This window comes from Grimontia sp. NTOU-MAR1 (assembly GCF_035758505.1).
In the GTDB taxonomy this organism is placed as follows: Bacteria; Pseudomonadota; Gammaproteobacteria; order Enterobacterales; family Vibrionaceae; genus Enterovibrio; species Enterovibrio marinus.
In genome coordinates this window covers 2,703,171-2,715,677 of the sequence record NZ_CP142108.1, presented here as the reverse complement: position 1 = coordinate 2,715,677, position 12,507 = coordinate 2,703,171, and the positions used below count along the sequence as shown (strand labels likewise).

At 49.3% G+C, this 12,507-nt stretch carries 12 protein-coding genes; 2 read left to right on the top strand and 10 right to left on the bottom strand.

What is annotated here, in order from left to right:
- Positions 1 to 2: 2 nt before the first annotated feature.
- Positions 3 to 677, bottom strand: coding sequence for a ribulose-phosphate 3-epimerase (gene rpe / locus VP504_RS12525; protein WP_325891471.1), 675 nt, complete (start codon positions 675 to 677; stop codon positions 3 to 5).
- A 202-nt stretch (positions 678 to 879) separates the two neighbouring features.
- Between rpe and VP504_RS12520 the strand changes: the two genes are divergently transcribed.
- Positions 880 to 1,092: a DUF2970 domain-containing protein gene (locus VP504_RS12520; RefSeq protein WP_062707092.1), complete on the top strand. Its 213-nt coding sequence runs from the start codon at positions 880 to 882 to the stop codon at positions 1,090 to 1,092.
- On the opposite strand, the gene VP504_RS12515 is transcribed toward VP504_RS12520, so the two are convergent.
- The 9 genes from VP504_RS12515 to pilM all read right to left on the bottom strand — a co-directional run bounded on the left by VP504_RS12515 (position 1,089) and on the right by pilM (position 9,838).
- Positions 1,089 to 1,922, bottom strand: a complete 834-nt coding sequence (locus VP504_RS12515) for a Dam family site-specific DNA-(adenine-N6)-methyltransferase (RefSeq protein ID WP_062707090.1) — start codon at positions 1,920 to 1,922, stop codon at positions 1,089 to 1,091. The genes VP504_RS12520 and VP504_RS12515 overlap by 4 nt on opposite strands.
- Positions 1,923 to 2,024: 102 nt before the next feature.
- A complete protein-coding gene (locus tag VP504_RS12510) occupies positions 2,025 to 3,533 on the bottom strand; it encodes an AAA family ATPase (RefSeq protein WP_325894042.1) in 1,509 nt (502 codons plus the stop codon).
- A gap of 30 nt (positions 3,534 to 3,563) precedes the next feature.
- On the bottom strand, positions 3,564 to 4,640 hold the full coding sequence (gene aroB, locus VP504_RS12505) for a 3-dehydroquinate synthase (RefSeq protein WP_325891469.1): 1,077 nt from the start codon (positions 4,638 to 4,640) through the stop codon (positions 3,564 to 3,566).
- A gap of 16 nt (positions 4,641 to 4,656) precedes the next feature.
- Positions 4,657 to 5,175 carry a shikimate kinase AroK gene (gene aroK / locus VP504_RS12500; RefSeq protein WP_062667127.1) on the bottom strand — a complete coding sequence of 173 codons (519 nt, stop codon included), beginning with the start codon at positions 5,173 to 5,175 and terminating at the stop codon, positions 4,657 to 4,659.
- Between the two features lie 282 nt (positions 5,176 to 5,457).
- On the bottom strand, positions 5,458 to 7,212 hold the full coding sequence (locus VP504_RS12495) for a type IV pilus secretin PilQ (protein ID WP_442788877.1): 1,755 nt from the start codon (positions 7,210 to 7,212) through the stop codon (positions 5,458 to 5,460).
- Between the two features lie 12 nt (positions 7,213 to 7,224).
- Positions 7,225 to 7,740 (bottom strand): pilus assembly protein PilP, encoded by a 516-nt coding sequence (locus tag VP504_RS12490; RefSeq protein WP_325891468.1) that lies wholly within the window; start codon positions 7,738 to 7,740, stop codon positions 7,225 to 7,227.
- Positions 7,737 to 8,330, bottom strand: coding sequence for a type 4a pilus biogenesis protein PilO (locus tag VP504_RS12485; RefSeq protein WP_325891467.1), 594 nt, complete (start codon positions 8,328 to 8,330; stop codon positions 7,737 to 7,739). The genes VP504_RS12490 and VP504_RS12485 overlap by 4 nt, the downstream gene beginning before the upstream one ends.
- Positions 8,320 to 8,907 carry a PilN domain-containing protein gene (locus VP504_RS12480; protein ID WP_325891465.1) on the bottom strand — a complete coding sequence of 196 codons (588 nt, stop codon included), beginning with the start codon at positions 8,905 to 8,907 and terminating at the stop codon, positions 8,320 to 8,322. Before VP504_RS12480 ends, VP504_RS12485 begins: the two co-directional genes overlap by 11 nt.
- Complete coding sequence (pilM, locus tag VP504_RS12475; protein ID WP_325891464.1) at positions 8,897 to 9,838, bottom strand: type IV pilus biogenesis protein PilM; 942 nt, start codon at positions 9,836 to 9,838, stop codon at positions 8,897 to 8,899. Before pilM ends, VP504_RS12480 begins: the two co-directional genes overlap by 11 nt.
- A gap of 146 nt (positions 9,839 to 9,984) precedes the next feature.
- On the opposite strand from pilM, the gene VP504_RS12470 reads away from it, so the two are divergent.
- The gene (locus tag VP504_RS12470; RefSeq protein WP_325891463.1) at positions 9,985 to 12,495 is read left to right on the top strand and encodes a penicillin-binding protein 1A; all 2,511 of its coding nucleotides are present in this window, start codon (positions 9,985 to 9,987) and stop codon (positions 12,493 to 12,495) included.
- Positions 12,496 to 12,507 lie beyond the last annotated feature (12 nt).

Here is a 12,507-nt window from a genome sequence, read left to right as displayed (position 1 = left end):
GTTTATTTTCCTACTTTGCTCAGTTCCGCGCGCATTTCATCGATAACGGCTTTGTAATCAGGCTGACCGAAGATTGCTGAGCCCGCCACAAACATGTCAGCGCCCGCTTCTGCGATTTCGCGGATGTTATCTACTTTCACGCCGCCGTCGATTTCGAGGCGGATGTCGCGACCACTTTCGTCAATACGACGACGCACTTCACGCAGTTTGTTCAGGGTTTCAGGAATGAAGGATTGGCCGCCAAACCCCGGGTTCACAGACATCAGGAGGATCATGTCGAGCTTGTCCATCACGTGGTCAAGATAGTGCAGTGGGGTCGCAGGGTTAAACACCAAACCTGCCTGACAGCCATGCTCTTTAATCAGTTGCAGGCTGCGGTCAATGTGCTCGCTCGCTTCCGCGTGGAAGGTAATCATGCTGGCACCGGCTTTGGCAAAATCAGGGATAATACGGTCAACCGGCTTCACCATGAGATGAACGTCGATTGGCGCAGTAATGCCGTAGCCACGCAGCGCTTTACAGATTGGCGCACCAAAGGTGAGGTTCGGTACATAATGGTTGTCCATCACGTCGAAATGCACCACGTCAGCACCTGCTGCCAACACGCGTTCAACGTCTTCACCTAAACGTGCAAAGTCCGCCGAGAGGATCGACGGCGCAATGAGAAAATCCTTCATCCTATAGCCTCAATGTAAAGTACCCAGTTGACGGGCGTAGCGATTACCTGAAATTTGGCGCAATTCTACCCGATTGCATGGCGTCTGTCTTATCAGATCCTCTGATTCAAACCATAACCTCTGAATTTTGAAGCTGGGACAGACGGCCAGCTTAAGCCTGTTATAAGCTGGGACTAATCAACATGACTGGTGAAGATAACTCATGGATAACGAAAAAGCGAAGCAGGAAAAAGTGGGCATGGCGGATGTGGTCAAAAGCGTGTTTGCGGCGATGTTTGGCGTGCAGTCAGACAAAAACCGACAACGGGATTTTCAGCAAGCCAGTATGGTGCCTTATATCATTGTCGGTTTTGTGTTTGTCGCTGTGTTTGTGCTGGGGTTAATGGGCTTGGTTTCGCTCATCACGCCAAATTAAAGAAGCTCTGATACGTCAGGAGCAAACAGTGCCAGCAGTTCATCCACTTTGTTACGCCCACCACCATTGCGGCTAATAGTGCGTTTTACTTTCACCATATTGAAGTGAGAGCCATGATACAGGCTTCGGGTCAGTGCGGTATCGTGATTTGAAATCAGCACCGGAATGTTTTTCTCGATACTCACTTTACGGGCCCACTCACCTAGCAATGCCTGATCGTCCAAACTGAAGCCGCCGCTTGCATAGGTCGTGAAGTTGGCCGTCGTCGACAGAGGCGCATAAGGTGGATCGCAGTAAATCACGCTACCACGGCGGGCACTTTTGAAACTCTGCTGATACCCTTCACACACAAAGGTCGCTTTCTTTGCTTTCTCAGAGAAAAACTCGAGCTCAGCTTCAGGAAAGTAAGGTTTCTTGTAAGAACCAAAAGGCACATTGAAGCCACCTTTTTTGTTATATCGACACAAGCCGTTAAAGCCGTGGCGGTTCATATACAGGAAGTAAAGGGAACGAAGATAAGGATCCTTACTCTGGTTAAACTCTTCACGGATAGCGAGGTACGCAGGCTTTTGGTTGTACTCTTGCGTGAAGAGGCGCTTGGCGTCTTCGATGTAACGCTCTGGCTCCTGCTTGAGAAGATTATAGAGATTAATGAGATCAGGATTGATGTCAGCCAGACGATATTGGTCATAGTCTGTATTGAGAAATACAGAACCTGCGCCAACAAATGGCTCAATCAGCTTTTTTTCTCCCGGCAGGTGCTTGCGGATATCGTCGACCAGAGAATACTTACCTCCAGCCCACTTAAGAAAGGCACGATGCTTTTTCATTAATGTGTATCCACCACCACTGCTGCTCGAAAGGTGGCGGATTGTATCTCATTTTTAGCCATCAATCAGCGTAAATTCGTGCCCTGTCTTCATCAAGGCGGGTTAGTTAACCAGTCCGATTTCTTTGTGGATCTGAACGAAAGATTTAGCCCATGGTGTCAGCGCCTGAATATTGGCAGGAAGCTGCAATTCTGCGCGGCGTGCATCAGCCACCGATTGGTAATCACCCAACAGCACCATAAACCAAGGTTCACCGTTTCGGCGGGTTTCATACACCAGCGCACGATCAGTAATCGCATATTCTTGAAGGAACTCAGTCACAGCCTGTTTGGACTGTAATGCAGCAAGCTGGAGGGCATAGCGCGATTCTGGAACGGTCAATAGCAACTGGTTCGCCAAAGGGACATCAGCATTTGATGCTGGTGGTGACAATGGCGCAAGCGCTTCAGTTTCTTCAGTCACAACTTCTACTGTCGCTTCTGGCTGTGTTGGTTCAACACGCACTGTGGTTTCGGCTGGCGGCGCCAATTCTGGGATAAGAGGCTCTTCAACCACGTTAGTACCATCCCCTCCCACAGCCTGCTCATCGATGATGGCATCGACCACACGGTCAGGCACGACGATACGGCGATTTTCATCACGGCGACCTACTGTCATACCCTCTACAGATGGACTATCCGGCAAGGCCACGTTGTCATCACTCACTTCAGCATTGGAGTTCAGGGCTTGTTCACCACTTCCCTCCCCTTCCTGCTGAGCGGCCATTTCTTTTTCTTTCTCATCAAGAATGGCAGAAAGCTCCTTCACGCCATCCGGCAAAGGAGAGTCAGCCATTTCTTCTGTCGTGGCTTGCGAGCTAAGCGCCCACCACACCAAACCACCGCCCAATGCTAAAAGCAGTACCACCAACAAAATCAAAGGGAGGGGCGAACGACGTTTCTTTTCTTCCATTGCAGCGGTCTCCTGCTGTTCCAGCCCACGAAGGGCTCCGGGTAAAGAAGGCAATGATGCCGCTTTTTGTTTTAGCGCGCGTCTTTGGGCAGCATCAAGTTGACGACTAACCATCATCACTTCGATGAACATTTCGCGTTCATTATCAGCCAACGGACTGATCTCCAGCTCTAATGGTTTCACGCCCTGACCATAGGACACTTTATGAAGCCATTTGTTAAGCTTGCCACGTAGACTAAACAACAGAATATTGATCTGCCAGTTATCACGCTGCTGCGCTTCGGTCACCAATGCCCAAAGCTCGGCAATCAGGTTAGCACTTAGTCGCTGGGCATCATCAATCACCACTAAGGCATGAACGCTGCGCCCTTCAAGCATGTAATCAAGGCTTTGTAGCATCGAATCCTGCTCATTGAAGACACCATCACGCACGATTTGCCTGAGAATAATGGCACGATGTTGGGCATCCTGCTGGCTTGGATTACAGATTAGAAGAGATTGGATAGGTTCGTTTGCCCAGTTTTCGAGGTATCGTTCACTGAGCCACGTTTTGCCCGCCCCCGATTCACCAGTGACCTGAACGAGGTTGGAGCTAAATCTGGTAAGAAATTGAATTCTAGATAAAAGTTGGACCTGGCTATCCAGATCCAATGCAATCATTTCATGGGAGCCTGTCATATACAAACCCGCTTAGTGTGTCTTGATGACCTCAGCAAGCGTTTCAGGAGTCACGTTTGCAACGACCTCTGCGGTACCAATCGATGTTGGAAGCACAAAGCGAAGTTGCCCGGAAAGCACTTTTTTATCGCGTTTCATGTGTTTAATAAACGCATCATAGCCCATGCTTGAGGGTGCTTTCACGGGAAGATTGGCTTTTTCGAGCAAGGAAGTGATACGGCTAACATCTTCTTGTGTCAGCAATTGTTGGTGGACTGCGGTGACCGCCGCCATCACAGTGCCCGCAGAAACGGCTTCGCCATGCAACCAGTTGCCGTAACCCATTTCTGCTTCAATCGCATGCCCGAAAGTGTGCCCGAGGTTCAGTAAAGCGCGAACACCGGATTCTTTTTCATCTTCTGCCACGACATCTGCCTTGATTTGGCAGCAACGTTTGATGGCATACACCAAGGCTTCAGCCTCCAAGGCGTTGAGTGGCTGGTAGTTGTCTTCCAACCAAACGAAGAATTCTGGATCGGCAATGATGCCGTATTTGATGACTTCCGCCATGCCTGCTGCAAACTCACGTTGCGGCAAGGTTTGCATCACATCGATATCGATAACGACGGCTTTTGGCTGGTAGAAGGCACCAATCATGTTTTTACCCAGAGGGTGATTCACTGCGGTTTTACCACCTACAGAAGAGTCTACCTGGGAAAGCAAAGTGGTTGGAACCTGAATAAAGTCCACACCACGCTGATAACAAGCTGCGGCAAAACCGACCACATCACCAATCACACCGCCGCCCAAAGCAACAATCAGCACATCACGGCCGTAATTGCCTTCGAGCAGGAAGGTATTAATGGTGTTAAAGGTATCGAGGGTTTTGTATTGCTCGCCATCAGGCAGGGTCAACAAAGCTGGCTCACCACCAGCTTTGTTCAAGGTATCCAAAAGAAGGTCCGCATAAAGCGGAGCGATGGTGTCATTGGTGACCACCACCACTCGACGTCCTTGAGCTTCAGAAAAATACGCGGGATCGGACAGTAATCCTGTACCGATAGAAATGGGGTAGCTTCTGTCGCCTAAGCTTACGTCAATCCTTTCCATGGAGTTCCTTTATTGATTAGTGATTTTCCAGCAATTCGATGATCTGGTTTGCCACAACCTTGGCGCTTTGATCATCAGTACGCACTACATAGTCTGCAATTTCTTCATACAGAGGATTACGCTCGCCCGCCAGTGATTCCAATACTTCACGTGGTTGCTCAGTTTGCAGCAAAGGACGTTTTTTATCGCGCTGAGTACGTGCCAGTTGTTTCTCAATGGTGGTTTCAAGATAAACCACGATACCACGAGCAGACAGACGATTACGGCTCTCTCGGCTCTTGATTGAACCACCACCGGTTGCCAGAACGATACCTTGTTTTTCAGTCAGGTCGTTGATGACGTTCTCTTCGCGAACGCGGAATCCCTCTTCACCTTCAACATCGAAAACCCATGCAATATCTGCACCTGTGCGCTCTTCGATCACAGTGTCAGAGTCGAAAAATTCCATGTGTAGTTGTTGTGCCAGGTGTCGACCGATTGTGCTTTTGCCAGCCCCCATTGGACCTACAAGAAAGATATTTCGTTTTTCAGCCATTTTAAGCAGTTTACGCGCGGTTAATGAAAACAACACCGCCCGCAGGCTCGCTATCAGAAAGCCCGAGGCGCCAAATTCCTCACAGTATATTCGTGATCAGACCAAAAATTATCTCAGGTCGGGCAGGCGTTTGGCAACTTAAAATGCGTTCCGCCTCGCCTTTAAATTCCAAGTTCATGCTCAAGAGGGCGAGAAAAGGCCAGAAATTTACATTTTTCATGCCCCTCTCCCTTCGCAAACATTCAGATTAATGGTGATGCTAACCGAATGAATTACATTAAGTTACTGTGTCATAATCCTCGGCGTTACGAAGATCAATAATTCGCGTTTACCCATGGTTTCGTAGTTGCGGCGAAAGAGTTGGCCAAGGCCTGGGATATCACCCAACAATGGCACCTTATCCACGCCTTCCATCATTTCGTGTTGGTAAATGCCACCAAGTACGACGGTTTCCCCGTCATTCACCAGTACCTGTGTACCAATACGCTGGGTATTAATCGCCATTGCCTCACCAGTACCAGCTTTGACGGTACCTGCCGGTTTGTCCTGTGTGACCTGAAGATCTAGAACCAATCTGCTATCTGGGGTGATTTGGGGAGTCACCGATAGGCTAAGTACTGCCTTTTTAAATGACACAGCCGCCGCGCCGCTTGATGAAGCTTCCAGATAAGGCAGCTCCGTACCTTGCTCAATATAAGCAGCGCGTTTGTTGGTGGTTAAAAGACGAGGGCTGGAGATAATTTCAGCACGAGACTCGGCCTGCAACGCGGACAGCTCAAGATCGAGCAACAAATCCTTACCAAGGTTTGCCACGGAGAAAGCAATACTTGAAGCATTTGGACTGACAGCTCCCAGATTAACATTGAGTAGGTCATCCAGGATCAACTCGTCAGGCTCATTGTCTGCACCAAAATCTATCCGGTCAGAATGCTGCCAGTTACCCTCAATCGAGCCACCCGTTGTGAAATTACCATTCTGGCTGTTAACTCCCCAACGCACACCTATCTCTTCAAGCGTTCCTTCATCGACGGTAACGATGCGTGCTTCAATTTCGACCTGATCGACAGGAATATCCAGCGCTTCAATCATCATTTTTACAACATCAATATTGTCAGCCAGGTCTTTGATCACCAGAGAATTGGTGCGGGGATCAACTGCGATGCTCCCGCGCTCAGACAACAGACTGATACCTTCATCATCTTCTTCACCACTACTCCCCCCACCAATCATATCTTTCAAGTCGACGGCATTGGCATACTTAATCTGAATCACTTCTGAGCGCAGTGACGCCAGCTCCCTTTCCTGACGACGTTTTTCAAGTACAAGGCGCTCCTGCTCATCCAGCTCTACTTTTGGTGCAACAAGCAGGATGTTCCCCATCTGTCGCTTATCCAGACCTTTCACATTCAAAATAGTCTGCAGCGCTTTTTGCCATGGAACATCATCCAGTCGTAAGGTGAGACTACCCTGCACGGAATCAGATACAACCAGGTTGAAGCCGTTGTGCTCGGCCACCATCTGCAACACAGAACGTACCGGAATATCCTGGAAATTGATGGAGATATTTTTGTTTTTCTTATTTTTATCCGCACTAGTTTTTTTTGCAGAAGGAAGAGAGGCAAATGGGAAGATTTCAACCGTCAATACATTACTGTTCTGGTAGTAGTCATAGCCAAAGTACCCTTCCGTTAGGACGGTCAGCTCAACATCATCATCAACTGGCTGGACTTCCAACTTGGCCGTCGCTTTTCCGATATCCTGAAGGCTCCGAACCCCTACCAGATTGTCTTCTACTGATGTCCCTTTCAGACTGATCGACAATGCACCATCATTCTTATTGAAATTAGTGACCACAGACTTGTCTTCAAGCGAAAGCGTCAGTAGCGTTTTTCCATTCTCACCTGCTTTTATGTCGATATTTTGAAGCTGATTGGCCGCAAGCGACCAAGGTGCCGCCACTAACGTGACTACCACCATCAGGCTGCGACAAACCGCTCTCAGACATAGACGCCGGCATCCTTTCCTCAGGCTTATCATGAATTACCCTTTTTAGTTTTTGTTGAGTGCCAATCTAACGTTACGTACCTGCCAACAGCCAAGTCCGTCAGGTAGGTGTTCTGTGATAGAGAGTGTGTGTTGACTAATACTGTCAACGCGACCCCGGTTATTGCCGAGCATGCGTCCTAAGCCAACACGGTGAATACTTTCATCCGGCGCGGAAACTAGCGCCCAATAACTCCCTGGCAGGCCAATCACACCCTTAAATTCAAGTGACGATAATTCGTAGCTCTCAAGCGGGTCTTTGCCGGGAAGGTCTTCTGGTTGCCAGCAATCCCCTTTCACCAACTTTTCTTCTTCCATGGCTATTGGCAGTACGAAAGGATCGGTATCGATACCCGGGTCAAAAGGCGTAGGGAAGTAGGTTGGTTCAGGCGGAAGCGGTGTTGCTATCACTTCCGCTGCCGCATAGGTCTGGACGATAAAGCGTTCGAGGTCTTGCGTTTTGGGCTCATGCATACAGCCAGAGAGCAGGATCACGTTCATCATCGCAACTTGGTATCTCATTGCGACACCTCCTCTTGCTTCTCATAGCGGTAGGTGTGTGCGCCTACCAAGAAACGCAGTTGATCAGATTTATCCTTCTCACGTGACAGCGAGAAATCCTGCAGTGCGACGATACGTGGCAAGCGAGCGAGTGCAGCCGAGAACTGGCCCATATCTGCATATTCTCCCGTCAGCTCAATATCTAAAGGTACTTGATACAACCAGCCAACATGCTGTCCTTTGTTCCAGTTCAGCTTTTCGAAATTGAGGTTGTACTGAAGTCCAGTGTCATTGATCCCAGCAAGTAAGAGAGCAAGCTCATCTTCTGCAGGTAATTGTTTGGTCAGGTGACGATAAAAACGCTGCAGTTCTTCAACCTGTACATCGACATTCGGAAGCGCTGCCACTTGTTCAGCCTTCATTCGGAATTGAGTCCGAAGTAGCGTTTCATCTTGTTTGGCGAGCTCAACTTCTTGCTGAGCAGGAAGAACAGCAAAAAATATTGCTGCCGCCAATACAACAATGGCCAGTACCCCTAACAACATATTCTGCGCACTCGCTGGCCACTCGGGGATTTCATCGATTTCCCAATCGCGCCAATCAGCGGCCATGGTGGTCCTCCTTTGGCAAATCGAGCGTCATATAATCGGTGAGGTCAAACGTTGCACGGAAGTTCTTGGAGACCGAAGACGATTTCACGCTAGTGTTGATGATGGAATGGATTTGCACATTCTTGGCACCAGAATCAGACTCCAGCAAAGCCAGTAGACTGGCGAGCTTAGCGTTGTCCCTGCTGCGCCCCTCAATCGTCACAGTCCCCGCGGTCATCGACACTTTGTCCAAAACCACGCCGTCTGGTGTAATTTGAGGTAGTAGATTGAAGAGCAAGGTGGCATTGTTGCGCTGTTTTTGCAGAGAGTTGACCAAGGTCAGACGACGGTGAAGCTCATCGCGTTCCACTTCGCGCTTGGCAAACTCTCTGAGAGTCACATTCAACTGATTTATTTCCTGCTGGAGGCGCGCGTTTCTTGCCTCTTGCATGGTGAGCTGGTTGTGAACCAACCAACGACCACCAATTACACACAAGGAAACCAGTATTAAGACCAATACAGATTTGTTTAGAAAGCGTCTGCGCGTTGCCTGACGCTTCATTTCACGCCAGGGAAGCAGGTTAATACTAGTATTCATCCATCACTCCACGCAGCGCCAGTCCAATAGATATCGACCAAGCACCAGCCGACTCATTTAGGCTATCGACAAGCTTTGGCGAATAGCTCAACCCCTGAAGTGGGTTCAGCGCCCTGACCCGCCAACCAAGCGTACTTTCCAGTTTGAAAATATCGATATTTTTCGCCCCATCCCCCGATAACCAAACGGTAGATACCTGCGTACCCTGAAGTTGAGTGGAAGCCAGTTGATACTGGCGCTGAATCGTCTCGGCAAGTTGCTGAGTGTGATATGCCCTGAGGTCTTCCGTAGTTAAATCACTTTGCTCGAATGGCACTGGTAGTTCGCGGTAGAAGCGTCCGTCTTTTGCATCTCCCAAGCAGATTTGTAAACGTTCCGTCCCAACATCCGCCATCAAAGAGGCACCAGCATCAGGTCGGGACGTCATATGCTGCTTGTAAAGACGCATCAGAGCATGGGTTTGGAGTTCAATGACCGATAGTGAAAAGCCTGCGACCTTCAATCCTGACAGCGTCTCTCTCAACATGGGCTTGCGACAGGCATAAACTTCAACACCGTCATTTTCGGGCAACGGGCAAAAATCATAGAGCAGCTCGTCCATCGGCAATCCCAAACTCTCACTCAGTTGCAGCCCTACCTGCACGTATTGTTCTTGTTCAGGGATATCGAGTGCGGTCGGGAATCTCTTCATTGCTACACTGCTTTGCGGAACCCCCATGATCTGTTCCTGAGGCCAGTTCCAAGGCATACCGCACGCTTTTCGGAGCTGCGTTTTTACCGATTTAAGAGAGTCATCTAAGGAAGAAGAGGATTGTCGCGGTGCAACAACGAGAGCCTGCAGCCTTAAAGCTTTGCCACGTTTTTGGATCATGGCAGCACGAATAGAATGCGTGCCAATATCGATCCCCATAGCGGTTTTCCCAGCAAACATTTGAAATGCCACCTTCTTAAAAGTCAGCATCAAGTAACTTTTTTGAAAGTTCTCTCCGCAGGTTCGTTATTTTTTGTTCAGTTCTCTTTATACTACGGTCACTAATTGTTTGAACGACTCGACTGAAAACTTACGGGAAATATCAAGTGAAGTTCATTAAGCGACTGCTTATATTTGCAATAATTTGCATATTACTTGGAGTGGGTACAATTTTTGGTTTTTACGTTTACCTAAAACCGGAATTACCAGATGTTGCCACACTCAAAGATGTTGAACTGCAAACCCCGATGCAGGTATACAGCGCAGACGGAAAACTGATTTCCCAATTTGGTGAAAAGCGTCGTATTCCAGTCACTTACAACGACATCCCCAAAGATCTGATTGACGCACTGATCGCAACTGAAGACAGCCGCTTCTACGACCATCCGGGCATCGACCCTATCGGTATCACCCGTGCAGCTATCGTGGTCGCCATGTCAGGTAGTGCCAAACAGGGTGCGAGTACCATTACCCAACAACTCGCGCGTAATTTCTTCCTTTCTAACGAAAAGAAGATTATGCGTAAAATCAAAGAGATATTTATCGCGATCCACATCGAGCAATTGCTGACAAAACAGGAAATCATGGAGCTTTACGTTAACAAGATTTTCCTGGGCTACCGCTCCTACGGCTTTGGTGCGGCCGCACGTGTTTATTTCGGTAAAGACCTTAAAGATCTTACTCTTAGTGAACTTGCCACCCTTGCAGGTATGCCAAAAGCGCCATCTACAATGAACCCGATTTATTCGGTAGAACGTGCGACCCACCGCCGTAATGTGGTGCTTAAGCGAATGCTGGATGAAAGCTATATCACCCGATCTGAATACGAGCAGGCGAGAAACGAACCTATTGTTTCCCGCTATCACGGCGCTGAAATCGAACTGAAAGCACCTTACATGGCAGAAATGGCACGCGCCTGGGCTGTTGAGCAGTACGGTGAAGACGTTTATGAGTCAGGCATGAAGGTTTACACCACCTTGGATTCTCGCTTGCAAAACGCGGCTGAGAAAGCAGCTATCAATAACCTCCTGTCCTATGACGAGCGTCATGGCTATCGTGGTGCAGTGGCAACGCTATGGAAAGATGGTGCTGAACCATGGGATGCTGAGAAGATTGCCAAGCACCTCAAACAGCAACCCACCTATGGTGAGCTCAACCCAGCCGTTGTCATCAAAGTTGACGGTAAAACAGCTGAAGTTGAACTACAGAACGGCGAAACCGCCACCCTGCCTTGGGATGGTATGAAATGGGCACGCCGTTATAGAACAGATACCCGCCAAGGCACTGCGCCGAAACAGACAGCAGATATTCTGGCAGCCGGCGAACAAATCTGGGTACGCAAGGTCGATGACGCATGGCAACTGAGCCAGGTACCAGACGCCAACACCGCTATGGTGGCCATGTCACCTGAAAACGGCGCAATCAAAGCGCTGGTTGGCGGTTTCAACTTCGTTCATAGCAAGTTTAACCGCGCCACCCAGTCTGTTCGTCAGGTAGGCTCTGCTATTAAGCCATTTATCTATTCGGCTGCGCTCGACCAGGGCGTAACACTGGCAACCTTGATTAATGACGCCCCAATCAATAAGTGGGACTCAAGCCAAGGCACCGCATGGCGTCCAAAGAACTCGCCACCAACCTACATTGGTCCGACCCGAGCTCGCATTGGTCTGGCAACGTCTAAAAACGTTATGGCTGTCCGTGTGCTGCGTAAAGTGGGTTTGGATGAGACTATCGACTTCCTGACCCGTTTTGGCTTCAAGCACGAGGAACTTCCGCGTTCTGAAACCTTGGCTCTGGGTGCCGGCAGCTTGACACCGATGCAAGTTGCACAGGGCTTTAGTGTCTTTGCCAACGGTGGTTACTATCTTAAGCCTTACTTCATCAGCAAAGTTGAAGACCCGTTTGGCAAGCTGGTATATACCGCTCACCCTCAGACTATTTGCCGCGAAAATTGCGACGACAAAGCGTCCAAGCTCAATTCCGACAATTTGATGGAAGAAGAAAACCTGCTGGACGAAACCGCAGCGATGGAAAACGAGCCGGAGTTCGCTCCACAGGTCATCAGTGAGCAAAATGCCTTCCTGACCCGTGAAATGATGGAAGCCAACATCTGGGGTGGCGGGGACTGGCGTCAGGGCACAGGATGGAATGGCACTGGTTGGCGCGCGCAGAAGCCTCTTAACCGACGCGATATCGGCGGTAAGACGGGTACCACTAACGATTCCAAAGATGCGTGGTACAGTGGCTTTGCACCGGGTCTGGTCGCAACAGTATGGGTTGGCTTCGATGACCACTCACGCGAATTGGGTAAAACCTCGCGTAATGCCAACTTGGATAATGCCCAAATTTCCGGTGCGGAAGCAGGGGCGAAAACCGCGCAACCCGCTTGGATAGATTTCATGGTTGATGCATTGGTCGATGTCCCAGAACAGCGCAAGATGGTGCCATCAGACATCGTGAAAGTCCGTATTGACCGTGATACCGGCCTGCTGACCCGCAAGAATGATGCGAGTTCAATGTTCGAGTACTTCGAGAGAGGCAGCGAGCCAACCGACTACGTTTCTTCTGCAGCCAGCAGCGGGAATATCTACGAGTCGGAAGGCGAAGAACTTTTCTAAAAAGATAAGAAA